A 22,122-nucleotide genomic window follows, 5' to 3' on the forward strand; every position below is an offset into this window, starting at 1 on the left:
AGCCACGGTTCACCAACGGCGGGGAACGTACACCCACCCTTTGAGTAGCTTCTCTTTTGGGTGCTCGCGCACCACGCCGCGCACGACGCGATCGCCGGCGTGTACGGCTGCAAGTGAAATCGATCCGCTGGAATCGCTTGTGGCAACTTCGGTGCCGGCCCATCGGGCGCTATGCGCACCCTTGATCTTGCTTTGCTCCGCGGTCTTGACGGCGAATGCGCGGGTGCCACCATGGGCGTCGACGATCTCTCCGGAAACCAGCAAGTCCTTGCCGCGGTCCACGATCATTCCGAGCTTGCCGATGGTCCGCGTACCGATGTGCTCATCGATCTGGAAACGAAAGAACAGCTTGCCTGCGCTCCCCGGCAGTTGCAGCTCGAATGGCACACTCGCCGCTACCGCCACACTCGCAGCGGCCCGCTTCGGATTGTGTCGACGAAAAGCCATAGCAATGGCCCCGCCGATCACCAAAACGAGCACTACGGCGAGCGCGATCGCTCCGATGGCGACCACCAAGTCCGACATGCACGCAAGGTATCAGCGGCCAAACGCGATCGTTCCCAACGGTCGCGATGGCAAAGGACGAGCTTATGGCGGTGGCGGAGGGATTTGAACCCTCGGACGGGGGTTACCCGTCACACGCTTTCGAGGCGTGCTCCTTAGGCCGCTCGGACACGCCACCGCGTGGCAGCTTACCGGGAGCACGCCAGGTCTCTGAAATCGCGAGCTTTCGAGACCGAATCGACGCGCGGCGGCTGCGCGTGGCCCACCGCCCAATCGGGTAGGCAAGCACTAGAAAGGTGGCGATGAAGACCGTTGCGCTCGCAGCCCTGGCGATTTCCGGGGCGATCGCGTCACTCGTTCACGCGCCGAGTGCCATCGCCGCCCCCGAATCCGACTACTGCGCAAGCATGGCCAGAGCGGGAGTTCCCGGCGATTGCGCCACCTTGACCAGCCTCGCAAAGGATGTGTGCGCTCAATACGATCGCGGCCTCGATCAGCTGACCATCGTGCAGCGACTCGACGCCATCACCAAGAATGAAGGCCTGTCGAACTACATCATGGCCGGTGCGCCGCTGTACTTCTGCCCGAAGTACGCCTCCCAGAACTAGCGCTTCATCGCTGCCGCGCGAAAAACTCCTCCAACGGCGTCGCGCACTCGGAGGCCAGCACACCGCCGCGAACGTCGGGCCGATGCGTCAGCCGCCGGTCGCGCACCACATCCCACAGCGAGCCGACCGCCCCCGTCTTGGGCTCCCACGCCCCGAACACCAGCCGCGACACCCTCGCCATCACCAGCGCACCCGCGCACATCGTGCACGGTTCGACCGTCACCGCCAGCGTCGTCCCCTCTAGGCGCCAGCCGTCTCCCAGCACCTCAGTGGCCGCACGAAGAGCCAGGATTTCGGCGTGTGCGGTCGGATCACCGGTCGCCTCACGCGCATTGGCCGCCCGCGCCAACTCCGTGCCGTCGGCCGCGAAAATGACCGCGCCGATCGGAACATCCCGGGGTCCTGCGGCAGCCGCCGCCTCCATCGCCGCCCGGATGAGGTCTTCGTCGGTCACCGGCTTCTGCCCGATGATCAATTCACCGATCGAGACGCTCGAGCACCGCCGACAGTTCGTCGGCAAAGCCCATCTCGCGCGCGATCCGGCCCAACTGCTCATCGGCGTACAGGTCGGACTCGTCGAGAATCACACCCAGAACGGCCTCGGGCAGGCCCACGTCGGCGAGCAACCCGAGGTCGCCCTCCTCGAACGGCTCCTCGGGGTCGAGGTCGTCCTCGCTGATGTCGTTGTCCAGCTTTTCGAGCACCTCAGCGGCGATGTCGTAGTCCAGCGCCGCGGTCGCATCCGAGAGCAGCAACCGCGTGCCGGCCGGCGCGGGACGCACGATCACGAAGAACTCGTCGTCGACGTCGAGCAGCCCGAAAACGGCCCCTGCGCTGCGAATTTCACGCAGCTCGGTTTCCGCCGCGGAGAGGCTGTTCAGCGCCGCCGAGCGCATCGCGGCGCAGCGCCATTTGCCGTCCTCGCGAATCACAGCGACGCCGAAGCCGTCCGGCCGATCGGCGGCCTGCTTCGGTGACGCGGCGCGCTGTGCTCCCATGGGGGCATACGGTAGTCCCCGACCAGGGACTTGACCAGGAACCGGCAGCAAGGCCGACGACCGCTGACACCTGGTATATGCCAGGCTGGTGGGGTGACGAAAACGCCGGTTTGCGTGGTGGGTATGGGCCTGATCGGCGGCTCCGTGATGCGTGCCGCCGCGGCCACTGGGCGCGAGGTTTTCGGCTACAACCGCTCCATCGAGGCCGTCCAAGCTGCGACCGCCGACGGCTTCGACGCGACCGAGGACCTCGACGAGGCGCTGACCCGCGCCGCGGACCGTAATGCCCTCATCGTGCTCGCCGTTCCCGTGCCCGCTCTGTCGCAGATGCTGGGCCGCATCCGCGACGTCGCGCCGGAATGCCCCCTCACCGACGTCACCAGCGTCAAGTCGTGCGTCCTGGACGAGGTCCGGGCCGTCGGACTGCTCGACCGTTTCGTCGGCGGACATCCGATGACGGGCACGGCGCACTCCGGTTGGGGTGCCGGCGATGCGCGGCTGTTCGTCGGGGCTCCCTGGGTCGTCAGCGTCGACGATCACGTCGACCCTGGCATTTGGACCATGGTGATGGACCTGGCCCTCGATTGCGGCGCCGTCGTGGTGCCTGCCCGGTCCGACGAGCACGACGCCGCAGCCGCGACGATCTCGCACCTGCCGCACCTCCTGTCCGAGGCACTGGCGACGACGGCTGGCGAAGTGCCGCTGGCCTTCGCGCTGGCCGCCGGCTCGTTCCGCGACGGCACCCGCGTGGCGGCGACAGCACCCGATCTCGTTCGCGCCATGTGCGAGGCCAACGCCGACCAGCTGCTCCCGGCCTTGGACCGCGCACTCGAGTTGCTCAACCAGGCTCGCGACACACTGGCCGCGCACAAGCCCCTCACCGAGTTCGTCGAGGCCGGCCATTCCGCGCGCGTGCGCTACGACAACTTCGGTCGCCCCGAGATCTTCACCATCGTCATCGGTGCCGAACGCTGGCGGGAGGACCTGGCTGCCCAGGGCCGCGCCGGCGGGGTGATCAGATCCGCTCTGCCAGTCCTGGATAGTCGAGGATGAAACCCTCGGAGTCGACGGTGACCGTGGTCTCCGCGACCGGCGAATGCAGCTTGATGCCGTCCCCTGCCGCGCTGCTGTAGCTGATCGTCGCCGCGTCCACCGACATCTCGGGCAGCCTGACGTAGACGACCGGCACCGTCACGGACTCGCTGCGCTCATACAACCCGGTGCGCCGGATCGGCAGGGCGTTGAAAAACGGGCTGAAGATCACGTCGACATCCAGCGCACCGTCATACGCGGCGCGAATCGTTTCACCGGTGTGATGCTGGACGAGCCACATGTTCTCCTCGTCGCGCGCGATGGACAACTGTCGCTCCCGCTCGGCGAGGGTGACCGTCAGTGAGAGCCGTTTCGTGGCGCCCGATTCGTCGGTCACCAAGTCATAGGAGGCGGAGAACGCCGGGTGCGAATTGGTGGCGGCGGCGACGATCCGACCGTATGCCTTGATGCGATTGCCGGTGAGCTGCACTCGCACCGACTCCATTCGCGGAACGTCGTGCGCACGCCAGGTCAGAATGGCGGGCCAAGCACCTTGCTGCTCTGAGCGGACTGCATCACTCACTCATCTACCGTAATCGACTCCCGTTTCGCACGAACAGCGGTTGCGGGTTTGACCGGAGACCGCGACTCCAGCGCCACCTCGTCGCTGATGAGCGGCTGCGGCATGCGGCGGAGTCGGCCCGCACCCGGCACCGAAACCCATACCGAGAAAGCCAGCAGGGCATCGAGAATCAGTGCCAGCGCCGTCACCAGTAGCGCGCCCACCAGAGCGAGATAGAACTCGCGCACCTTGATGCCGTCGATCAGATACCGGCCGAGGCCACCCAGGCTGGCGTATGCCGCCACGGTCGCGGTCGCGACGATCTGCAGTGTCGCCGTCCGCAGCCCGCTGAGGATGAGCGGCAACGCATTGGGCGTTTCGACCCGCAGCAGAATTCGCTTCTCGGTCATGCCCATTGATCGGGCAGCGTCGACCACCTGAGGGTCGACGTTGGCGATGCCCGAGTAGGTGCCGGCAAGTAGCGGCGGGATTCCAAGCAGCATCAGCGCGACGGTGGGCGGAATCAGTCCCAGGCCCCAGAGCAGAACTCCGAGCAGCAGCACACCGAGCGTCGGCAGCGCGCGTAGCGCATTGACTCCCGTGACGACGAGGAAGGTGCCTTTGCCGGTGTGCCCGATGAGCATGCCGAGCGGGACGGCGATGATCGCCGAGAAGACGACGGCGACGAACGTGTACTGCAGATGCTCGAGGATGCGGGCGGTCAGCCCGGCGGGACCGCCCCAGTTGGCCGCGGTGAAGATGTAAGCCAGCGCCTCTTGCAGGAACGTCATCGGGCTCATCCGGTCACCGCCTTGACCCGGCTCGGCCGCCCCGCTCTGGTCCAGGGCGTCAAGGCTTTTCCGGCCAACATGATCAGGGTGTCGATGACGACCGCCAACACGAAAATCGCGATGATGCCCGCGACGATCTGGTCACTCTTGTTGGCTTGATACCCCTCGGTGAACCAGGTACCGAGACCGCCGATGCCGATCACCGAACCGACAGACACCATCGAGATGTTCGTGACCGCGACCACGCGCAAACTGGCGATGAGCACCGGAATGGCGAGTGGCAGCTCAACTTTCAACATGCGGACCAGCGGCTTGTAGCCGACGGCCGTGGCGGCGTCGAGCACCGCGGGTGACACCGCATCCAACGCCTCGGGTACCGCGCGCACCAACAGCGCGACGGTGTAGAGCGTCAGCGCGACGATGACGTTCGCCTCGTCGAGAATTCGTGTCGGGATGATCAGCGGCAACACAACGAACAACGCCAGCGACGGGATCGTGAAGATGATGCTGGCGGTCAACGTTGTGATCCGTCGCAACGCGGTGGTCCGTTGCACCAGGGCACCCAGCGGCACCGCGATGATCAGCCCCAGCAGGATCGGAACCAACGACAACCGCAGGTGAATCACCGTCAGCGTCCACAGATCGTCGAGGTGGGTGAACAGATAGCGCATCTGCTAGCCCAACTCCGGAACCCGGCGCTGCTCCTTGAGCGCGTCGAGCACGTCATCGGCACGCACGCCGCCGATCAGCTTGCCGTCCTCGTCGACCGCGACGCCCAACCCACTCGGAGAGGACAGCGCGGCGTCGAGCGCCTGCCGCAGGGTGTTGTCCGGCCGGAAGAACGATCCGCCGCCGACGGTGCTGTCGTAGAGCTCTCGACCGCCGCGGTGCAATTCGACGCCCTCGGCGTTGATCCACGCGTACGGCTTTCCGTCCTTGATCACCAGCGCCCACTCGCCCTGACTCAACGACGCGCTGTCGATGTCGGTTTCGGCGACGTGCGTGATCTCGTGCAGTGGCAGCCCCGTCGCATGGAAGAACTGCAGACCCCGATACCCACGGTCGGCTCCGACAAATGCCGAAACATGTTCGTTCGCAGGGTTGGACAACACGAATGCGGGGGCCGCGTACTGCAGCAGCACACCGCCGCGTCCGAACACCGCGACCTTGTCGCCGAGCTTCACCGCCTCGTCGATGTCGTGGGTGACGAACACGATGGTTTTGCGCAATTCGCTTTGCAGCCGCAGGATTTCGGTTTGCAAATCTTCGCGAACCACCGGGTCGACGGCACTGAACGGCTCGTCCATCAACAGGATCGGCGGGTCGGCGGCCAGCGCTCTGGCGACCCCGACACGCTGCTGCTGACCACCCGACAGCTGCGCCGGATACCGGCTCGCCAGCTTGGGATCCAGCCCGACGCGCTCCATCACCTGCAACGCGGATTTCCGTGCGCTGCGCCGTGATTCGCCCCGCAGCACGGGCACGGTGGCGACGTTGTCGACGACGCGAAGGTGCGGCATCAGACCGGCGCTTTGGATGACGTAGCCGATGCCGAGCCTCAGCTGCACCGGATCGACCTTGGTGACGTCCTTGCCGTCGACAGTCAGTGTGCCCGACGTCGGGTCGATCATCCGATTGATCATCCGCATCGAGGTGGTCTTGCCGCAGCCCGAGGGACCGACGAAGACCGTGAGTGTGCCCTCGGGCACCTCCAGCGTCAGATCGTCGACCGCGACGGTGCCGTCGGGATACTTCTTGGTGACGTTCTCGAATGTGATCATTTGGCGGCCTTCTGCACTGGCTGATCGAAGCCGTTGTCCTTGATCCACTTCTCTGCCGCCTCATCGGGGTCGACGCCCTGGTTGCCCTCCACCGACGTGTTGAGCTCGATCAGCGCCTCAGTGGTCAATTTGGCGCTCACCGCGTCCAGCACGGTCTTGAGTTCGTTCGACATCTTCTGCGATGCCACCAGCGGAACGACGTTCGCGGCCAAGAACACGTTCTCCGGGTCCTCGAGGACCACCAGCTTGTTCTGCTCGATCGACGGCGAGGTGCTGAAGATGTTGGCCGCGGTGACGGCGCCGCTACTCAGAGCCTTCACCGTCGCCGGACCGCCGCCGTCACTGATCGCGACGAAATTGGCGGGCGCGATTTCCAAGCCGTATTTGTCCTTCAGCCCGACCAGTCCGGTGACGCGGGTCTGAAACTCCGACGGTGCGCCGACTTTCACCTCCGGTGAGTGCTTCGCGAGATCGGCGATGGTCTTGAGATTCCATTTCTGCGCCGTCGCCTCGGTGACCGCGAGCGTGTCCTTGTCTTCCGCCGGTGACGGATACAGGATCGACAGGTCGCCCGGCAGCGCCTTGAGTAGCGCCAGCAGCACCGCGTCGGGCGTCGTCGCGGTGGCTTCGGCGTCGAAATACTGCAACAGGTTTCCGGTGTACTCGGGGATCAGATCGATGGAATGGTCTTGTACCGCAGGGATATAGGTTTCGCGACTGCCGATGCCGAACTGGCGGCGGATGTTGAAGCCGTTGGCTTCCAGCGCCTGGGCGTAGATCTCGGCGATGATCTTGCTTTCGGTGAAGTCGGCCGAACCGACGGCGATCGACTTCAGATCGCCCGATATCTGTCCGCCGCCCAGCGGATTGGAGCTGCCGCAGGCCGAAGACATGGCTGCGATCAACGCGAGCAACGCCGCCAGAATTGCCAGATTCCATCTACGCGGACTCGACATTTCCCAGCCCTCTCGGCCCTTAGGCATCCTCGGACATTATCGACATGCACACGGCAACGCCGCGCTTTAGCTCAGTGTGATCATGCTGCGAGCACCCCGCGAGTACCCAATGTGGTTTCATTCGACTCCGAAAAGGGCAAGATGGAACCCATGACCACCGATCCGTCTGTTTCGCCCGATCTGCCGGAACCGCCGGCGTCCGGGAAAGGACTGCCGCCGGATCCGGTTGGAACCCCGGGCGAATACCTGGTGAAACCGGAATCCGCGGTGAAATTCACGCGTGCGGCAGCACTCTGGTCGGCGCTGATCACCGGCTTCGTGATTCTCATCGTGCTGTTGGTGTTCATCATGCAGAACACCAACTCCACGTCGATCAACTTCTTCGGCTGGGAGTGGAATCTGCCTGTGGGCGTGGCGATTCTGTTGGCCGCGGTGTGCGGCGGTCTGCTGACGGTCGCCGTCGGCACCGCCAGAATCGTTCAGCTGCGCCGCGCGGCGAAGAAAAACTTCAAGTCGCAGAGCTTCTGACTAGCGCGTCAGCGTCTCCAGGCCCGCGCTGATCAGCGGGCCGACGGCCTCGGCCACCTGGTCGGTGTCGTCGGCGACGCCGCCACCTTCGCGACCGCGGTATGCGATTCCCGCGGAGATGATCGCCAGCTTGAAGTAAGCCAGCGCCATGTAGAACTCCCAGTGGTCCAGGTCGACGCCGGCCGCGACGGAGTAGCGCTGCGCGAGTTCGTCGCCCGAAGGGATCAGCGGCGACGACCACGCCGCATCCGCGTGCACCAGGTTGAACATCGGGTGGCGGTACACGCACATCAGCGCGGCGTCGCTGATCGGATCGCCGAGCGTCGACATCTCCCAGTCGAGCACCGCGAGCACCTTCGTGGCGTCGTGGGCGTCGAGCATCGTGTTATCGATGCGGTAATCACCGTGCACGATCGCACTGCGGCTCTGCGCCGGAATCGCTTCTGCCAGAGCCGAATACAAGCGCTTGACGTCGGCGTCGCACGGATCGTTCTCGGTGCGCACCAGATCCCACTGCCCACCCCAGCGGCGCACCTGACGCTCGAGATAGCCGCTTGCCTTGCCGAAATCGCCGAGGCCGACGGACTCGGGGTCGACAGCATGGAGATCGGCGAGGACCTTGATCAGTGCGTCGACGCAACCGTTGATGGTGTTCTCATCGCCGAGCGCCGCGAGTTGTTTGGTGTGCCGCACGACGCGGCCGTCGACGTACTCGACCATCTGGAACGGCGCGCCCAGCACCGAGTCGTCGTTGCGCATAGTGACGGCGCGGGCTACCGGGACCGGGGTGTCGGCCAGCGCGGCCACCACCCTGTATTCGCGGGCCATGTCGTGGGCCGACGGCGTCAGCCCGTGCAGCGGCGGGCGACGCAGCACCCACTTGGACGCGTCGTCGTACACCAGGAAGGTCAGGTTGGACCGGCCGCCCGAGATGAACTCGCCGCGCAGTTCGCCGTCGCGGGGGATGCCTTCCGAGCGCAGGTGGCGGTCCAGAGCGTCGAGGTCAAGGCCTTCCAGCGATATGGTCACCGGACTTGTCTACCACTGCTGGTTTCGGGGCAGCAGGTCCCATACGTGCTCGGTCGAGTTGAGGCCCGCGACGAAGAACGACTTCTGCCGCGAGGACCAGAGGAGGCGGGTGACGCCCGCATAGTCGACCTGGACACACAGCAGCCGCTGGGTCTTCATCACCGTGTGGGCCAGGGCGTTGATGACCCCGCCGTGGGTGAACACCGCGACGGTGTCCTCGTGGTCGGCGGCCTCGACGATGTCGCCAACGCCTGCCTGGACCCGGGCGATGAACGCCGGCTGGTCCACCCCGCTGGGCAGGTCACCGCTGGCGAGCCGCTTCATGTCCTCTTCGGAGATCTGCTCAACGGGGGTGTAGTGCGAGAGGTCGCGGTCGTATTCGGCGAGCCGGTCGTCGATGTCGATTCCGAGTCCCAGGGCGTCAGCGACGGGCTGCGCGGTCTGCCTGGCCCGGATCTGCGGGCTGCTGACGATGCGGCTGATCGGGAAGCGCCCCAGCGCGTCGGGCAGCCGCTTGGCCTGCTCGATGCCCTCTTCGGACAGTTCGGGGTCGGAGCCTTGTCCGGGCTCGCTGCGGTGCGGCAACGCGTGCCGGATGAGTAGCAACTGCACCGTGTCACCATAAGTGCATGAGCTCCGACCGGAACTATGTAGCCGAACTATTCGACCTCACTGACCGGGTGGTATTGGTCACTGGCGGCAGCCGGGGGCTGGGCCGGGAGATGGCCTTCGCGGCCGCGCACTGCGGTGCCGACGTGATCATCGCGAGCCGCAAGTACGACGCGTGCGTGGCTACCGCCGAGGAGATCACCGCCGCGACGGGCCGCGCCGCACTTCCCTATCAGGTGCATGTAGGCCGCTGGGATGAGCTCGATGGCCTGGTCGACGCTGCGTACGACCGCTTCGGCAAGGTCGATGTGTTGATCAACAACGCGGGCATGTCACCGCTGTACGACTCGCTGGCCTCGGTGACCGAGAAGTTGTTCGATGCGGTCGTCAACCTGAACTTGAAAGGCCCGTTCCGGCTGTCGGCGCTCGTTGGTGAGCGCATGGTCGCCGACGGCGGCGGGTCCATCATCAACGTCAGCTCGACGGGATCTGTGCGTCCCGGGCCGCACGAACTACCGTACGCAGCAGCCAAGGCCGGACTCAACGCATTGACGCAGGGGCTGGCGCTGGCCTACGGGCCGACCGTGCGGGTCAACACGCTGATGCCCGGTCCGTTCCTCACCGATGTCAGCAAGGCGTGGGACATCGAAGCGACGACGGCTGGTGCGCAACGGTTTGCTTTGAAACGGCTCGGGCAGCCGGCCGAGATCATCGGCGCCGCACTGTTTCTCGCGTCCGACGCGTCGAGTTACACGAGCGGCTCGATCCTCCGGGTCGACGGCGGCATTCCCTAAGCGACCGCCGTCGCGATGTCGGTACTCAACGGAGCGATGGTTCCGAGGATCTGGTCCACCGTCTCGGCGGGCACTCCCGCCGCGGCGAGGCTGTCCGCCAGATGCCCAGCCACCAGACCAAAGTGGTGCATCGTGATTCCGCGGCCCTGGTACCTGCCGCATCGGCGCTCCGGTGTAGGGATCGGGCCCGCCGAGTGCTGCGGCGAAGAACTCGATCTGCTTGCCTTTGAGGCTGGCCATATTGGTGCCGGTGAAAAAGTGGGCGAGCTCGTCGTCGGCGAGGACGCGGTCATAGAAGTCGGCGACAACGACTTCGAGTGCTTCGTGTCCACCGATCTGGCTGTAAATCGTTGACATTGCGCGAGTAGACCAACTCACCGTTGCACAGCCGTTTTCCGTGGATTGCGCGCCGGCAAAATCGACCTCACACGCCGAGTGGCCACTTGTCTGACGCAAAACCCCGAAAAGTGTCGGATAACTGGCCACTCGGCGGGAAACGCTATGGCGTGACGATGTTGAAGCCCGGGTCCGGCCGATCCAGGGATTCGGTGAGCTGCTGTAGCGCTTGCGCATCGCCGACGAGCTCAAATCCTGGCGACGTCAGGTCGCCGTTGGCCAACGCTAGCAACCGAACCTTGTTGGCCACCTTGACCGTGGCACCCGCACTGGCTTCGTCCGCGTTCGCCTTGCGGTACACCAGCACTCCGTTGCGAAGCGTCAGCCGGTAGTTGGTGCTCGAATCGAGAAACGTCACGTCGAGCGCAAGGTCAAGGTCCCACGCCTTGGGACCGTTGACGCTGATGGCGAGGGCATCGAAAATCTGCTCGGGTGACAGCTGTGCCATCAACGTTGTCGGCGCGACCTGCGTCGGAGTGCCGAAGTTGCCGTCGGCCAACTCGGTGGCGCCGGCGAGGAAGAAGTTGCGCCACGGACCGTTCTCGGATCCGTACGCCAGCTGCTGCAGGGTCTCGATGTACAGCTGGCGCGCCGCGGCATGCGTCTCGTCGGTGAACATCGCATGATCCAACAAGGTTGCTGCCCAGCGGAAATCGCCGTCGTCGAACGCCTTCTGCGCGACCTTGACGACATTGTCCAAGCCACCCATCGCTTCGACATATTTCGGTCCGATGGCTTCCGGCGGATGCGCCCACAACCGTGCCGGGTTGCCGTCGAACCAGCCCATATAACGCTGGTAGACCGCCTTGACGTTGTGGCTGACCGACCCGTAGTAGCCGTGGGTGTTCCACGCGTTCTGCAGGGCGGGCGGCATCTGGAAGCCTTCGGCGATCTCGATGCCGGTGAAGCCCTGATTGAGCTGACGCAACGTCTGGTCGTGCAGATACGCGTACAGATCCCTTTGCACGGAAAGAAATTCGACGATCTCGTCGTGACCCCACGTCGGCCAGTGATGCGACGCGAACACCACGTCGGTGCGGTCGGAGAACGTGTCGATCGCCTCGGTCAGATACCCCGCCCAGCCGTGCGGGTCGCGCACCAGCGCGCCGCGCAGCGTCAGCAGGTTGTGCAAATTGTGGGTGGCGTTCTCGGCCATGCACAACGCGCGATATTTCGGGAAATAGAAATGCATTTCGGCCGGCGCCTCGGTGCCGGGCGCCATCTGGAACTCGATCTCGACGCCGTCAATCGTATGGGTCTCACCGGTGGTGGTGATGTCGATGGTAGGCACGATGATGGCCACCTCGCCGGTCGAGGGCGTCTGCCCCAGACCGCAGCCGACCTGCCCTTGCGGACCCCGGTCCAAAGCGGCGCCGTACATGTATCCGGCGCGGCGCGCCATCGCGGTGCCCGCGTAGACGTTCTCCTGCACCGCGTGTTCGGTGAAACCTTCCGGCGCCAGCACGGCAACCTTGCCCGCATCCACGTCGGCCTGCGATGTCACGCCGAGCACGCCGCCGAAATGGTCGACGTGGCTGTGGGTGTAAATCACCGCGACCACCGGGCGGTCGCCGCGGTGGGTTCGGTACAGCGCGAGCGCGGCCGCCGCGGTCTCGGTGCTGACCAGTGGGTCGATGACGATGATCCCGCTGTCGCCTTCGATGAAGCTGATGTTCGAGAGGTCCAGCCCGCGCACCTGATAGATGCCCTCGACGACCTCGTACAGACCCTGTTTGGCCACCAGTTGGCTCTGCCGCCACAGGCTGGGATGAACGGACGTCGGAGCGTCGCCGTCCAGGAAGGCGTAGATGTCGTTGTCCCACACGACGCGGCCGTCGGCAGCTTTTATCACGCAAGGCTCCAGCGCGGCGATGAAGCCGCGGTCGGCGGCATCGAAGTCGGCGGTGTCGTCGAATGGCAGCGTGCTCAGATGCTCGGCGTGGGCAGACTCGATGACGGCGGTCGGCGGCTTGAGGTCCATGCCCGCCACGATAGGCACCCGTCAGGAGTGGCGGGCGCGATCTTCGTAGTCACGACGCTCCGGCTTGTCGGCGGCGTCGGCGAAAATTCGGTCGGCGTTCATCGCGCGGTTCATGGCTTCGTAGACCCGCAGCGGTAGGCGCCGAGTCACACCGATCAACACCGCCGCGGCGCGCGTCACCGTCAAGTGCGGCTTCGGTTTTTCGATCAGTGCGACGATTCCCTTCGCGATGTCCTCCGGTTCCGCGTTCTTGAGTCCGGACGCGCTGGCGACGCCGTCGATCATCGACGTATTCGTCAGGATCGGCATCACCACGGACGCGGTCACCCCGGTGCCACGCAACTCCTGCCGTGCGGTGTCGGTGTAGCCGAGTACCGCGAACTTGGTGGCGCAGTAGGTCGCAATGCCCGGTACCGGTGTCACTGCGCCGACCGATGCGATGTTGATGATGTGTCCCTTGCGCCGCTTCACCATTCGCTCAGCGGCAAGCTTGGTGCCGAGGATGACGCCGAACAGGTTGATGTCGATGGTGCGCGCGGTGACCTCGTCGGGTTCGTCGAGGAACTTGCCGGCCGGGCAGATCCCCGCGTTGTTCACCAGGACGTCGACGGGCCCCAGCTCACGCTCGACGTCGTCGAGGAACGTGGTGAACGACTGGCGGTCGGTGACGTCGAGCCGGGCGTAGAACCCGAGATCGATATCCGCGCCGGCCTCTTTGACCGTCGCCTCGTCGACGTCGCCGATCGCCACTTTCGCACCGAGTCGATGCAGCATCGTCGCGGTAGCCAGGCCGATACCGCGTGCTCCGCCGGTGACGACGACGACTTTCCCGTTGATCCTGGATGCTCGCGCCATAGCTGCCCCTCTCCCGCCGAGAAGCGCAGACTAACGCTCACCGCATCATCGCCGAGGCGACTCTGCTGACCTCGTCCGCGCCATGTCCGTCGGCCACGGTGGCATCGACGTAGCGCCGGAACACCTCGAGCGCACCGGCGTCGACGCCCGCGTCGTGGGAGGCACCAATCAGGTGGCGCAACGACGCCGCCACCGACGACACCGGTGCGCTGCTGTCGTCGTGGCGATCGTCGGCGATGCGTTCGGCGACCTCGTCGAAGATCGGTCCGAGGATGCCGACGATGCCGAGCGCGTGTGGCAGAAATTCGTCCGGCGCGATTCCGTTGATCCTGGCCACCGACAACGCGTGCAGGAAACCACTGACCGACGTCCAGAACACGTCCAGCAGCGACATGTCGAATGCCGCCGCGCGCCCGAAGTCCTCCCCCAGCCAGGTCGGCGTCCCCAACGCGACGAACACCTCCCGATAGGTGGCGAACACCTGCTCGGGACCCGCGAAAAGAACGCTGCCGCTTGGTGTTCCGATCGTCGGGGTCGGCGTCATGATGGCGCCGTCGAGGTAGCGACCGCCGAGGTCGGCGACACGTTTCGCGGTGTGGCGAGCCCGGTCTGGCGTGTCGGAGCTCAGGCCGACGATGACCCGACCGCCGACCGCCTCGCCAGCCTGCTCCACCAGGTCGTCGAGCGCGTCATGGTCGACGACGTTGATCAGCGTGACTTCGCTGGCGAGGACGGCCGCAGCGGGCGTCGCCGCCCACACAGCGCCGCGGGCACGGACAGCGTCGGCCTTCGATTCGGTGCGATTCCACACTGTCGTGCGATAGTTCGCGTCGAGCAGGGCGCCCGAAAGCGCCTGTCCCATTGGGCCGAGACCCAACACGGTCACAGTCGTCATGCCGCCACCTCCGGATTCTTGATGCTCTCGATGAAACGTGCGCAGCCGTCTCCGCCGTGGCCCAAAGCAATCTGCCGCTGGATCAGCCGCTGCACGACGTCGACCACCTCGGTGCTGATGCCCTGCGCGCGACTGGCGTCCACGATGTCGCTGATATCGGAGAACGCGAGGCTCTGCTGACCGGGCACCGAGTAGTCGCCACCATCGATGACGCCGGCGTACTCGGCAATTGCGGGGACCACCGCGCGCAGCCAGTCGACGGCGGAGGCGGCGAAGTCCTTGGCGGGCACACCCGCCGCGCCGACCATTGCCGCCCCGTGGAAGAACCCCGCGAACATCACGTACATCGACGACAGCAGGGCCAGGTCGTACAGCGACGCCATACCCGCGTCGTCACCGAAATACTCTGTGGTTCCCCAGAATTCGAACACGGCGCGGTGCTCTTCGTAGAGCCGTCGCGAACCGCTGTAGAGGACTCCGGCCGCCGGGGTTCCGATCATCTCCGGGGTGGCCATGATGCCGCCGTCGAGGTAGTCGGCGCCGATCGCGGCGGCCCAGCGGGCGAGTTCGCGGGCGCCGTCGGGCGACGTGGTGGTCAGGTTGAGGACGCTCTTGCCTGCCAGTCGATCGGCCAGCGGGTCGAGCACGTCGTGCACCGACGCGTGGTCGAACAGGCACACGACGATCAGGTCGGCTTCGGCAGCGTCGCCCGGCGTGGTCGCGGAGACGGCGCCCGCGTCGACGAGCGGCGCGGCCTTGGCGGCGCTGCGGTTCCACACGATCGTCGGATGGCCCGCGCGGATTGTGTGGCCGGCCAGCGCCGACCCCATCTCACCAAGGCCGAGAAAGCTCACGGTTGTCATGGCACCATCGTTGGGGTGACGCGGAGTTTTCGACAAGTACCCACTAAAAAGTGGGATACTTACCTTTTTGAAACTATTGGGGGTGAACTGTGGCTTCGCTAGGCAAGTACACGTGCGGCCTGGATGCCGCGATGGCCGTCGTCGACGGCAAGTGGAAGCCGCTGATCCTGTGGGAGCTCCAGGCGGGGCCTAAGCGGTTCAATGCGTTGCATCGAGATCTCCCCGGCATCTCCCAGAAAATGCTGACCCAACACCTCAAGGAATTGCAGCGCCACGGCGTCGTGCACCGCGAGAGCTATCACGAAGTGCCGCCCCGCGTGGAGTACTCGATGACCCCGGCCGGCGAGGAATTGCTGGAAGCGCTTAACCCGCTTGGTGATTGGGCCACCAAACACATCAAGCTGATCTGCGCCGCCGAAGCGGGCTAGCCCTGTTCCTGTGCGGCCAACCACCGTTCGGCGCGGCGTTTCGATGCGCGCGACAGCCACGCATCCTGAATCAGCTCGGTGAGCTCGACCTTGCCGATCTCCGATAACCGGCTGGCGCGCACCAGAACTGACAGGTGGCCGTCGAACCGTTCCGTGGTGAAGAACGGCGACTCCGGATCCTGAATCAGCGCCAGCTTGTCGGGCTCCGATTCGACCCAGATCATGACGACATCGGTGTAGCGCTCGCCGGTCTCGGGATCTTCGGCGTCGGGCTGAGGCGTGCGGAAGAACACGAACGACTTGCCACCCACCTGGTAGATCGCGTTGCCCTTGGGGCCTTCGATCCGGGTGGTGTGGGGCATCGCGGCGGCAATGGCGTGCACGTCGGCGACACGGGCCGGCCGGTCACGCATGGCGTTCCAGGCGGTGCAGCACGACGTCGGTAAGCGCGCCGTCCTGCACGGTCGCGGTCATGTACGTGCAGAACTCCTGGCGTCTGCGGTCGGTCGGCGAGCCCGGATTGAGTAGTCGCAGGCCGGTTTTCGCGGTCGTATCCCATGGGATGTGACTGTGCCCGAACACGAGCACGTCGGTGTCGGGGTACAGCTTGGCCATTCGCGCGTCACGGCCGCCCGACGCGCCGGTCTCGTGCGTGACGGTGAAGCGCACCCCTTCTAGCGTGACGTCCGTCCGTTCGGGAAGCCGCTCGCGCAACTCGTCGCCGTCGTTGTTGCCCCAGCAGGCGACCAATCGCTTTGCGCGGGCTTCGAGAGCGTCGAGCAGCGCCGGCTCCACCCAGTCACCCGCGTGGATCACCACGTCGGCCGCCGCGACCTCGTCCCACACCCGTGCGGGGAGGTCGCGGGCGCGCTTGGGCACGTGGGTATCGGCGATGAGCAGCAGCCGCACTGCCCCAATCTAGCGGCCAGACCGCGGCTGCCATCCCGGCGGCGGGTCCTCGCCCACCCGGCCGTCGACAGCCTCGCGCAGCAGATCCGCATGCCCGGTGTGCCTGCCGTATTCCTCGATGAAGTCGCACAGCAAGCGGCGCAGGTTCGCATGGTTGCCGTCGCCGTCGGAGACGTGCACAAGCTGGTCAAGTCCACCGCGGGCCAGCGCGGCGTCGAGTCGGGTGCGCGACCGCGTCACCGCGTCCTCCCACAGCGCGTACAGCGTCTCCGGCGCGTCGGCCGCGGCCGACGTGAACTCCCAGTCGTCGGTGCCGTCCCACAGCGACTCCCACGGTTCACCGACCGGATCGCCGGTCATCTTCTGGGCGAAGATGTAGTCCTCGTTGATTGCCATGTGCTTGACCAGACCGCCGAGCGTCATCGCCGACGCCCCGATCCGCGCTTGCAGCCCCGCCGCGTCGAGGTTGTCGGTCTTCCAGCGAAACGTCGCCCGCTGCCGTTCCAGCGCACCGATCAGTTGCTCGGCCTCGGTGCCCGCCAGCGGCGGTTCCCACGGAGTGTCGGTCATACCGCCACGGTAAGTGCAGTGAGCGCGCCCGAAGGGATTCGAACCCCTAACCTTCTGATCCGTAGTCAGATGCTCTATCCGTTGAGCTACGGGCGCATGCATATTCAGTTGTTGGCGGAGGCGAGAGGATTTGAACCTCCGGCCCGGTTTAAGCCGGGCAACTCATTAGCAGTGAGTCCCATTCGGCCGCTCTGGCACGCCTCCCGACGTTTACCGCCGATCCGACAGAGTACACAGGCCCGACGGCACCAAGCAAAGCGCACTTCAGCGCCCCATAAACTAGGTCCTGTGACCGCCCGCCTACGACCCGAGCTTGCCGACATACCGGCCTATACCCCCGGCAAGACCGTTCCGGGCGCGATCAAGATCGCGAGCAACGAGACGGTGCACGGGCCCCTGCCCAGCGTGCGGGCGGCGATCGAGAAGGCCACCGACAACATCAACCGATATCCCGATAACGGCTACGTCGAGCTTCGGGAGCACCTGGCCAAGCATGTCGACTTCACCCCGGAGCACATCTCCGTCGGCTGCGGCTCCGTGAGCCTGTGCCAGCAGTTGATCCAGATCACCTCCTCCGTGGGCGACGAGGTGCTCTTCGCCTGGCGCAGCTTCGAGATCTACCCGCTGCAGGTCCGCACCGCCGGCGCCACCCCCGTGCAAGTGCCGCTGACCGACCACACGCACGACCTCGACGCGATGCTCGCCTCCATCACCGATCGCACCCGCCTGATCTTCGTGTGCAACCCGAACAACCCGACCAGCACCGTCGTCGACCCCGAGAAACTGGCCCGGTTCATCGAGGCTGTCCCGTCGGACATTCTCATCGCCATCGACGAGGCCTACGTCGAATACATCCGCGATGGACTGGTGCCAGACAGCCTCGGGCTGGTGCGTGGCCACCCCAATGTCGTTGTGCTGCGGACATTCTCGAAGGCGTACGGACTGGCGGGATTGCGCATCGGTTACGCCGTCGGCGACCCGGACATCATCACCGCGCTTGGCAAGGTCTTTGTACCGTTCACCGCGACCAGCCTTTCGCAAGCCGCCGCGATCGCCTGCCTGGACGCCGCCGACGAGCTGCTGGCGCGCACCGACGCCGTCGTCGCCGAACGCGCCCGTGTCACTGAAGCCCTGCTCGACGCTGGCTACACGGTGCCTCCGTCGCAAGCCAACTTCGTCTGGCTGCCGCTGCCCGGACGCGCGCAGGAGTATGCCCGCGCCGCCGCCGACAGCCGGATCATCGTGCGGCCCTACGGCGACGACGGCGTACGCGTCACCATCGCCGCACAGCACGAGAACGACATGTTCCTGGAATTCGCCCGCAGCTGGATCGGAGACGCATGACTTCAACGTCCGAGGCACGTAAGACGTTCACCGAGTTCACCGAACGCACGGATCGGATCTCCGATGCCGAGCTCGACGAGTTCTGGGCCACGCTGGCACCGGCAACCGTCGACTTCATGATCGGCGAGTGGGCGGGCGGCGAATTCGACACCGGCCACCGCGCCAACGGGTTCATGAAGCGCCTCAACTGGTTCGGCAAGACGTTCGTGTCCGCGACCGATGCCAAGCCGCTGGTGTGCCTGGACGCTGCCGGTAACAAGTTCTCCAACACCGAGGCGATGAGCGGCGAGGCCAGCCTCTGGATGGAGGAATTCCGCGGCGAGGTCGTCGCCTCGATGGTCTACGACGGCAGGCCCGTGCACGACCACTTCAAGGTCATCGACGACAACGCAGTCATGGGCATCATGAACGGCAAGGGTGCCCTCGACGGTGAGCGGCACCTGTACTTCTACCTGGAACGCGGCTAGCTCGGCCGGCGGCCGGTGAACGCCAGCAGCCTCTCCAGCGACCCCGCGTCGTCGGGCAGGTCGATCGGATCGTCGAAGCCGGCGCGCGTCCGGCCCTGCGGGGTGATGATGTTGCGCGCCATCCCCAAGACGTAGTCGGACAGCGAATCGGGCGCGTTCACCTCGCGACCGATCGCCGCCGCGTAATCCCAAGCGTGAACCAGGAATTCGAGCGACAGGATGCCCGCCATCACGGTCGCGGGCGCCTGGTTGTCCCCGAAAGCCACGGTGCCGTCCAGGCCGCGCCGTTTCCACGCGTCCAGTGCGGGCCGTCCAGCGAGGACGACCTGCCGCTCCACCGAGTCCGTCCGGTCCCGCTCGGGAAGTTCGGCACCGGCCGCACCGCCGAGCACGGTGATCGAGTTCATCAGGTGATCCGTGAGACCCGCCACGTCGAACTCGCGGCACGGTGTCTGCTTCCCGAGATCGTCGGTGGCGATTCCGTGCAGCACATGCTCCAGCACCGCGAAGGTGGCCTCAGCGCATTCGAGTTCGTCCGCCGGTGGTGAATCAGGTCCGGCACGCAGGTCTGCCATGGGTGCCACGCTACGTCGCGCTTGCGCCTATCGTTGCCCAGATGAAGACGTACGTGCGGGTGGGCGCAACGGCCCTGATCGTGGTGGGCCTGGCCGCCGGCTGCTCACGCACCACCGAGGGCACCGTCGCCATGACGACCGAGCCGGGTCCCCCGATCTCATCAGAGGACACCGAGACAGGATCGCCGACGATTCCAGGCCTGCCGGACATCGAGCTCCCCGACATACCGGGCCTGCCTGGGTTCCCCGGCGACGATGTGCCCGACGTGCCGGCACCGGCGAATGCGCAGACGATGACGTGTGAGGAGTACACCGGTCTCGACGAGGCCACCCAGAAGGCCGTCGTCCGCGCGATACTCACCGAGGACGGCGTGACCGACGAAACGGCGGAGCTGACGGCGATGCTCATGGCCGGCGCCATGTGCCAGTTCATGCCGGACATGACGGTCAGCGAGGTGGTGTCGGGCTCGCCGCCGTGAGTCGTTAGCCTGCACGCATGGGCGATAGCTACGAATCCGTCACCGTCGACATCTCCGACCACGTCGCACAGGTGACGCTGATCGGTCCCGGCAAGGGCAACGCCATGGGCCCGGCGTTCTGGGCCGAGATGCCCGAGGTGTTCGCTTCGCTGGACGCCGACCGCGATGTGCGGGCGATCGTGCTGACCGGCTCCGGCAGGAATTTCAGCTACGGGCTCGACCTGATGGCGATGGGCGGCACGCTGTCGGGCGTGATGTCCGCCGAAGGAGCGACGGCTCGTCCGCGCTCGGAACTTCACGCCACGATCCTGCGCATGCAGGGCGCCATCAACGCCGTCGCCGACTGCCGCACCCCGACCATCGCCTCGGTGCATGGCTGGTGCATCGGCGGCGGCGTCGACCTGATCTCGGCCGTCGACATGCGCTACGCCAGCGCTGACGCCAAATTCTCGGTGCGTGAGGTGAAGATCGCCATCGTCGCCGACGTTGGCAGCCTGGCACGCCTGCCGCTCATCCTGTCCGATGGTCATCTGCGCGAGCTCGCGCTGACGGGCAAGGACATCGATGCGGCGCGCGCCGAGAAGATCGGCCTCGTCAATGACGTGTACGCCGACGCCGAAGCTTCGCTTTCCGCCGCGCATGCGACCGCCGCTGAGATCGCCGCCAACCCGCCGCTGGTAGTCAGTGGTGTCAAGGACGTGCTCGATCAGCAGCGCATCGCGAGGGTCTCGGAGAGCCTGCGCTATGTGGCGGTGTGGAACTCGGCGTTCCTGGCATCCAAGGATCTGGGCGAGGGGATCACGGCGACGATAGAGAAGCGCCCCCCGAACTTCACCGGGGAATAGGGGTCCAGCCCAACTCGGCCTTCGCCTTGGCGTTGGACAGCGGCAGCCACGTCGTGCCGAATGCCGTCGCCGGATATGACGCGACGAGTCCCACCAGCTTGTGCGAGATTGGCAGCGGCTTCGGCCTGCCCAGCTTTGCGGACAGCTCGCGCACGTAGTCACCGAACGACTGCGGCCGGTCGTCGACGATGTTGTACACCTCGCCGCCGCGGCCTTTCGTGACGGCGTCGGCGGTGGCCTTCGCGACGTCGTCGATGTGTATCCACGACGCGATGCCGTCACCGTTCAACGCCGGCAGCGCCCACCATTTGGCCAGTCGCGTGAACAGCGCGTCATGCGGCACGTCCGGACCGTAGAAGATGCCGTAGCGCAACACGATTCCCTCGGTGTCGCTGTGCTCGCCGGACGACAGCACGGTCTGCTCCATACCGCGCAACGCGGCCAGCATGGCGTCACCACCCGGGGGCGGCGGCCCCGGATAGAGATCGGTTTCGTCCACCATCGGAGGCCCGGTCGTCGGATACCCGTAGGCGAACACCACCGATTCGGCGACGACGCGGCGTACCCCGGCCCGCTGCGCGGCGCGCACCAGGTTCGGCGCGCCCACGCCCCACAGTTCGCGTGCGGGTTCGAAGTCCTTGGGGCGCTTGGGTCCCCACTTCGGGAGGGTGGTGAGCAGCGAGATCACCACCTCGGGTCCGATGTCCGCGACAACCTTGTTGATTTCGTCTGCGTCGAGCACGTCGGCCACCAGCGGCGTGGCACCCGCCGCCTGGATCTGCAACGTCTTCGACGCCGACCGGGTAATTCCGATCACCTCGTGCCCGCGAGAGCTCAACTCCCGCAACAGCGGTATCCCCGGCACACTCGTCGCGCCTGCGACCAACACGCGCATCAGTGACGCTCCTTGGAAATGGTGGCGCGCAACGCGATCGCGAGGATCACCGTCGTGAACACCAGGCCGCCGGCCTCCATCCAGCCGATCAGATCGCCGGCGCCGTGGTGCGGATCGATGATGTGGCTGATCGAGTGCAGCGCCCAGTGCAGCGTCGCGAAGGCCAGCGCGGGCACCCGCCACGACACCCGGCGCACCGCGGCGAGCAGCAGCAGGCCCTGCGGGATCTCGAACGTCGCGTTGTCGAAGATGTAGTGATCGTTGCGCACGCCGAAGGTCCCGAGCGTGTCGAAGAACGTGCCGGGGAAGAACAGCATGAACAGCCCGATTCCCAGGGCATAGATCCCGAAGACGATCAGCGTCACCTCTACGAAACCGCCTCTTGTGCGGGTGGGAGTCGTCGTCATACGGTCACGCTAGTACGAGAC

General features: G+C 65.8%; 29 protein-coding genes, 3 tRNA genes and 1 pseudogene. 9 read left to right on the forward strand and 24 right to left on the reverse strand.

Translation table 11 applies throughout. The features are described from left to right. Positions 1-9: 9 nt before the first annotated feature. Together ACIA48_RS00210 and ACIA48_RS00215 are read right to left on the reverse strand one after the other, a co-directional pair. Positions 10-525 carry a hypothetical protein gene (locus ACIA48_RS00210; RefSeq protein ID WP_396726369.1) on the reverse strand — a complete coding sequence of 172 codons (516 nt, stop codon included), beginning with the start codon at positions 523-525 and terminating at the stop codon, positions 10-12. Between the two features lie 66 nt (positions 526-591). After that, a tRNA-Ser gene (locus ACIA48_RS00215) sits at positions 592-682 on the reverse strand. Between the two features lie 124 nt (positions 683-806). On the opposite strand from ACIA48_RS00215, the gene ACIA48_RS00220 reads away from it, so the two are divergent. Continuing rightward, positions 807-1,112: a DUF732 domain-containing protein gene (locus ACIA48_RS00220; RefSeq protein WP_396726372.1), complete on the forward strand. Its 306-nt coding sequence runs from the start codon at positions 807-809 to the stop codon at positions 1,110-1,112. Positions 1,113-1,116: 4 nt separating this feature from the next. On the opposite strand, the gene ACIA48_RS00225 is transcribed toward ACIA48_RS00220, so the two are convergent. Further along, on the reverse strand, positions 1,117-1,566 hold the full coding sequence (locus tag ACIA48_RS00225) for a nucleoside deaminase (protein ID WP_396726375.1): 450 nt from the start codon (positions 1,564-1,566) through the stop codon (positions 1,117-1,119). Between the two features lie 22 nt (positions 1,567-1,588). Then, positions 1,589-2,110 (reverse strand): tRNA adenosine deaminase-associated protein, encoded by a 522-nt coding sequence (locus ACIA48_RS00230; RefSeq protein ID WP_396726378.1) that lies wholly within the window; start codon positions 2,108-2,110, stop codon positions 1,589-1,591. A 93-nt stretch (positions 2,111-2,203) separates the two neighbouring features. Between ACIA48_RS00230 and ACIA48_RS00235 the strand changes: the two genes are divergently transcribed. Further along, positions 2,204-3,163 (forward strand): prephenate dehydrogenase, encoded by a 960-nt coding sequence (locus tag ACIA48_RS00235; RefSeq protein WP_396726381.1) that lies wholly within the window; start codon positions 2,204-2,206, stop codon positions 3,161-3,163. Here the strand turns inward: ACIA48_RS00235 and ACIA48_RS00240 are convergent. The 5 genes from ACIA48_RS00240 to ACIA48_RS00260 are packed head-to-tail and all read right to left on the reverse strand — an operon-like array spanning position 3,126 to position 7,232. After that, positions 3,126-3,725, reverse strand: coding sequence for a putative glycolipid-binding domain-containing protein (locus tag ACIA48_RS00240; protein ID WP_396726383.1), 600 nt, complete (start codon positions 3,723-3,725; stop codon positions 3,126-3,128). The two genes, ACIA48_RS00235 and ACIA48_RS00240, sit on opposite strands and share 38 nt — an antisense overlap. After that, complete coding sequence (locus ACIA48_RS00245; RefSeq protein WP_396728407.1) at positions 3,722-4,495, reverse strand: ABC transporter permease; 774 nt, start codon at positions 4,493-4,495, stop codon at positions 3,722-3,724. Before ACIA48_RS00245 ends, ACIA48_RS00240 begins: the two co-directional genes overlap by 4 nt. Before the next feature lie 5 nt (positions 4,496-4,500). Further along, entirely contained in the window at positions 4,501-5,166 is a 666-nt protein-coding gene (locus ACIA48_RS00250) for an ABC transporter permease (RefSeq protein ID WP_396726386.1), read from the reverse strand. A gap of 3 nt (positions 5,167-5,169) precedes the next feature. Continuing rightward, positions 5,170-6,276, reverse strand: coding sequence for an ABC transporter ATP-binding protein (locus tag ACIA48_RS00255; RefSeq protein WP_396726389.1), 1,107 nt, complete (start codon positions 6,274-6,276; stop codon positions 5,170-5,172). Beyond that, the gene (locus tag ACIA48_RS00260) at positions 6,273-7,232 is read right to left on the reverse strand and encodes an ABC transporter substrate-binding protein (protein WP_396728409.1); all 960 of its coding nucleotides are present in this window, start codon (positions 7,230-7,232) and stop codon (positions 6,273-6,275) included. The genes ACIA48_RS00255 and ACIA48_RS00260 overlap by 4 nt, the downstream gene beginning before the upstream one ends. A gap of 150 nt (positions 7,233-7,382) precedes the next feature. On the opposite strand from ACIA48_RS00260, the gene ACIA48_RS00265 reads away from it, so the two are divergent. Continuing rightward, positions 7,383-7,760 carry a lipopolysaccharide assembly LapA domain-containing protein gene (locus ACIA48_RS00265; RefSeq protein ID WP_396726392.1) on the forward strand — a complete coding sequence of 126 codons (378 nt, stop codon included), beginning with the start codon at positions 7,383-7,385 and terminating at the stop codon, positions 7,758-7,760. Here ACIA48_RS00265 and ACIA48_RS00270 read toward each other — a convergent pair whose 3' ends face one another. Both ACIA48_RS00270 and ACIA48_RS00275 read right to left on the reverse strand, forming a co-directional pair. Beyond that, positions 7,761-8,789, reverse strand: a complete 1,029-nt coding sequence (locus tag ACIA48_RS00270) for a phosphotransferase family protein (RefSeq protein WP_396726395.1) — start codon at positions 8,787-8,789, stop codon at positions 7,761-7,763. Positions 8,790-8,798: 9 nt separating this feature from the next. Further along, entirely contained in the window at positions 8,799-9,401 is a 603-nt protein-coding gene (locus ACIA48_RS00275) for a histidine phosphatase family protein (RefSeq protein WP_396726398.1), read from the reverse strand. A gap of 17 nt (positions 9,402-9,418) precedes the next feature. On the opposite strand from ACIA48_RS00275, the gene ACIA48_RS00280 reads away from it, so the two are divergent. Then, positions 9,419-10,192, forward strand: a complete 774-nt coding sequence (locus ACIA48_RS00280) for an SDR family NAD(P)-dependent oxidoreductase (protein ID WP_396726401.1) — start codon at positions 9,419-9,421, stop codon at positions 10,190-10,192. On the opposite strand, the pseudogene ACIA48_RS00285 reads toward ACIA48_RS00280, so the two are convergent. The 5 genes and pseudogenes from ACIA48_RS00285 to ACIA48_RS00305 all read right to left on the reverse strand — a co-directional run bounded on the left by ACIA48_RS00285 (position 10,189) and on the right by ACIA48_RS00305 (position 15,182). After that, positions 10,189-10,549: pseudogene (locus ACIA48_RS00285) on the reverse strand (group 1 truncated hemoglobin). The gene ACIA48_RS00280 and the pseudogene ACIA48_RS00285 overlap by 4 nt on opposite strands. Positions 10,550-10,691: 142 nt before the next feature. Then, positions 10,692-12,569, reverse strand: a complete 1,878-nt coding sequence (locus ACIA48_RS00290; RefSeq protein ID WP_396726404.1) for an alkyl/aryl-sulfatase — start codon at positions 12,567-12,569, stop codon at positions 10,692-10,694. A gap of 21 nt (positions 12,570-12,590) precedes the next feature. Further along, positions 12,591-13,424 (reverse strand): SDR family oxidoreductase, encoded by an 834-nt coding sequence (locus ACIA48_RS00295; RefSeq protein ID WP_396726407.1) that lies wholly within the window; start codon positions 13,422-13,424, stop codon positions 12,591-12,593. Positions 13,425-13,461: 37 nt separating this feature from the next. Beyond that, positions 13,462-14,319, reverse strand: coding sequence for an NAD(P)-dependent oxidoreductase (locus ACIA48_RS00300; RefSeq protein ID WP_396726410.1), 858 nt, complete (start codon positions 14,317-14,319; stop codon positions 13,462-13,464). After that, complete coding sequence (locus ACIA48_RS00305; protein ID WP_396726413.1) at positions 14,316-15,182, reverse strand: NAD(P)-dependent oxidoreductase; 867 nt, start codon at positions 15,180-15,182, stop codon at positions 14,316-14,318. The genes ACIA48_RS00300 and ACIA48_RS00305 overlap by 4 nt, the downstream gene beginning before the upstream one ends. A gap of 89 nt (positions 15,183-15,271) precedes the next feature. Between ACIA48_RS00305 and ACIA48_RS00310 the strand changes: the two genes are divergently transcribed. Next, positions 15,272-15,610, forward strand: coding sequence for a winged helix-turn-helix transcriptional regulator (locus ACIA48_RS00310; RefSeq protein ID WP_396726416.1), 339 nt, complete (start codon positions 15,272-15,274; stop codon positions 15,608-15,610). On the opposite strand, the gene ACIA48_RS00315 is transcribed toward ACIA48_RS00310, so the two are convergent. The 5 genes from ACIA48_RS00315 to ACIA48_RS00335 all read right to left on the reverse strand — a co-directional run bounded on the left by ACIA48_RS00315 (position 15,607) and on the right by ACIA48_RS00335 (position 17,293). Beyond that, positions 15,607-16,023: an MmcQ/YjbR family DNA-binding protein gene (locus tag ACIA48_RS00315; protein ID WP_396726419.1), complete on the reverse strand. Its 417-nt coding sequence runs from the start codon at positions 16,021-16,023 to the stop codon at positions 15,607-15,609. The two genes, ACIA48_RS00310 and ACIA48_RS00315, sit on opposite strands and share 4 nt — an antisense overlap. Continuing rightward, on the reverse strand, positions 16,016-16,519 hold the full coding sequence (locus tag ACIA48_RS00320; protein ID WP_396726421.1) for a metallophosphoesterase family protein: 504 nt from the start codon (positions 16,517-16,519) through the stop codon (positions 16,016-16,018). The genes ACIA48_RS00315 and ACIA48_RS00320 overlap by 8 nt, the downstream gene beginning before the upstream one ends. A gap of 9 nt (positions 16,520-16,528) precedes the next feature. Next, positions 16,529-17,089 (reverse strand): DUF664 domain-containing protein, encoded by a 561-nt coding sequence (locus tag ACIA48_RS00325; RefSeq protein WP_396726424.1) that lies wholly within the window; start codon positions 17,087-17,089, stop codon positions 16,529-16,531. A gap of 23 nt (positions 17,090-17,112) precedes the next feature. Then, a tRNA-Arg gene (locus ACIA48_RS00330) sits at positions 17,113-17,185 on the reverse strand. Between the two features lie 16 nt (positions 17,186-17,201). Then, positions 17,202-17,293 (reverse strand) — tRNA-Ser (locus tag ACIA48_RS00335). Between the two features lie 84 nt (positions 17,294-17,377). Between ACIA48_RS00335 and hisC the strand changes: the two genes are divergently transcribed. Continuing rightward, positions 17,378-18,433: a histidinol-phosphate transaminase gene (gene hisC / locus ACIA48_RS00340; protein WP_396726427.1), complete on the forward strand. Its 1,056-nt coding sequence runs from the start codon at positions 17,378-17,380 to the stop codon at positions 18,431-18,433. Further along, positions 18,430-18,900, forward strand: a complete 471-nt coding sequence (locus tag ACIA48_RS00345) for a DUF4334 domain-containing protein (protein WP_396726430.1) — start codon at positions 18,430-18,432, stop codon at positions 18,898-18,900. The genes hisC and ACIA48_RS00345 overlap by 4 nt, the downstream gene beginning before the upstream one ends. Here the strand turns inward: ACIA48_RS00345 and ACIA48_RS00350 are convergent. After that, on the reverse strand, positions 18,897-19,475 hold the full coding sequence (locus tag ACIA48_RS00350) for a TIGR03086 family metal-binding protein (RefSeq protein ID WP_396726432.1): 579 nt from the start codon (positions 19,473-19,475) through the stop codon (positions 18,897-18,899). The genes ACIA48_RS00345 and ACIA48_RS00350 overlap by 4 nt on opposite strands. A gap of 41 nt (positions 19,476-19,516) precedes the next feature. Here ACIA48_RS00350 and ACIA48_RS00355 point away from each other — a divergent pair, with 41 nt between their 5' ends. Together ACIA48_RS00355 and ACIA48_RS00360 are read left to right on the forward strand one after the other, a co-directional pair. Beyond that, a complete protein-coding gene (locus ACIA48_RS00355) occupies positions 19,517-19,954 on the forward strand; it encodes a hypothetical protein (protein WP_396726435.1) in 438 nt (145 codons plus the stop codon). 17 nt (positions 19,955-19,971) lie between these two features. Beyond that, positions 19,972-20,799 carry a crotonase/enoyl-CoA hydratase family protein gene (locus ACIA48_RS00360; RefSeq protein WP_396726438.1) on the forward strand — a complete coding sequence of 276 codons (828 nt, stop codon included), beginning with the start codon at positions 19,972-19,974 and terminating at the stop codon, positions 20,797-20,799. Here ACIA48_RS00360 and ACIA48_RS00365 read toward each other — a convergent pair. Both ACIA48_RS00365 and ACIA48_RS00370 read right to left on the reverse strand, forming a co-directional pair. Next, a complete protein-coding gene (locus ACIA48_RS00365; RefSeq protein ID WP_396726441.1) occupies positions 20,786-21,694 on the reverse strand; it encodes an NAD-dependent epimerase/dehydratase family protein in 909 nt (302 codons plus the stop codon). The two genes, ACIA48_RS00360 and ACIA48_RS00365, sit on opposite strands and share 14 nt — an antisense overlap. Beyond that, positions 21,694-22,101 (reverse strand): hypothetical protein, encoded by a 408-nt coding sequence (locus ACIA48_RS00370; protein ID WP_396726444.1) that lies wholly within the window; start codon positions 22,099-22,101, stop codon positions 21,694-21,696. The genes ACIA48_RS00365 and ACIA48_RS00370 overlap by 1 nt, the downstream gene beginning before the upstream one ends. Between the last annotated feature and the right edge of the window lie 21 nt (positions 22,102-22,122).

It is taken from the genome of Mycobacterium sp. NPDC051804, assembly GCF_044452905.1.
Lineage (GTDB): Bacteria > Actinomycetota > Actinomycetes > Mycobacteriales > Mycobacteriaceae > Mycobacterium.

Bases quoted from the DNA above. Each gene is read 5' to 3' on its own strand.
- ACIA48_RS00210 (WP_396726369.1), bottom strand. From the start codon at position 525: ATGTCGGACTTGGTGGTCGCCATCGGAGCGATCGCGCTCGCCGTAGTG.
- ACIA48_RS00220 (WP_396726372.1), top strand. From the start codon at position 807: ATGAAGACCGTTGCGCTCGCAGCCCTGGCGATTTCCGGGGCGATCGCG.
- ACIA48_RS00230 (WP_396726378.1), bottom strand. From the start codon at position 2,110: ATGGGAGCACAGCGCGCCGCGTCACCGAAGCAGGCCGCCGATCGGCCG.
- ACIA48_RS00245 (WP_396728407.1), bottom strand. From the start codon at position 4,495: ATGACGTTCCTGCAAGAGGCGCTGGCTTACATCTTCACCGCGGCCAAC.
- ACIA48_RS00250 (WP_396726386.1), bottom strand. From the start codon at position 5,166: ATGCGCTATCTGTTCACCCACCTCGACGATCTGTGGACGCTGACGGTG.
- ACIA48_RS00255 (WP_396726389.1), bottom strand. From the start codon at position 6,276: ATGATCACATTCGAGAACGTCACCAAGAAGTATCCCGACGGCACCGTC.
- ACIA48_RS00260 (WP_396728409.1), bottom strand. From the start codon at position 7,232: ATGTCGAGTCCGCGTAGATGGAATCTGGCAATTCTGGCGGCGTTGCTC.
- ACIA48_RS00265 (WP_396726392.1), top strand. From the start codon at position 7,383: ATGACCACCGATCCGTCTGTTTCGCCCGATCTGCCGGAACCGCCGGCG.
- ACIA48_RS00280 (WP_396726401.1), top strand. From the start codon at position 9,419: ATGAGCTCCGACCGGAACTATGTAGCCGAACTATTCGACCTCACTGAC.
- ACIA48_RS00290 (WP_396726404.1), bottom strand. From the start codon at position 12,569: ATGGACCTCAAGCCGCCGACCGCCGTCATCGAGTCTGCCCACGCCGAG.
- ACIA48_RS00295 (WP_396726407.1), bottom strand. From the start codon at position 13,424: ATGGCGCGAGCATCCAGGATCAACGGGAAAGTCGTCGTCGTCACCGGC.
- ACIA48_RS00300 (WP_396726410.1), bottom strand. From the start codon at position 14,319: ATGACGACTGTGACCGTGTTGGGTCTCGGCCCAATGGGACAGGCGCTT.
- ACIA48_RS00305 (WP_396726413.1), bottom strand. From the start codon at position 15,182: ATGACAACCGTGAGCTTTCTCGGCCTTGGTGAGATGGGGTCGGCGCTG.
- ACIA48_RS00315 (WP_396726419.1), bottom strand. From the start codon at position 16,023: ATGCGTGACCGGCCGGCCCGTGTCGCCGACGTGCACGCCATTGCCGCC.
- ACIA48_RS00325 (WP_396726424.1), bottom strand. From the start codon at position 17,089: ATGACCGACACTCCGTGGGAACCGCCGCTGGCGGGCACCGAGGCCGAG.
- ACIA48_RS00345 (WP_396726430.1), top strand. From the start codon at position 18,430: ATGACTTCAACGTCCGAGGCACGTAAGACGTTCACCGAGTTCACCGAA.
- ACIA48_RS00350 (WP_396726432.1), bottom strand. From the start codon at position 19,475: ATGGCAGACCTGCGTGCCGGACCTGATTCACCACCGGCGGACGAACTC.
- ACIA48_RS00355 (WP_396726435.1), top strand. From the start codon at position 19,517: ATGAAGACGTACGTGCGGGTGGGCGCAACGGCCCTGATCGTGGTGGGC.
- ACIA48_RS00360 (WP_396726438.1), top strand. From the start codon at position 19,972: ATGGGCGATAGCTACGAATCCGTCACCGTCGACATCTCCGACCACGTC.
- ACIA48_RS00365 (WP_396726441.1), bottom strand. From the start codon at position 21,694: ATGCGCGTGTTGGTCGCAGGCGCGACGAGTGTGCCGGGGATACCGCTG.
- ACIA48_RS00370 (WP_396726444.1), bottom strand. From the start codon at position 22,101: ATGACGACGACTCCCACCCGCACAAGAGGCGGTTTCGTAGAGGTGACG.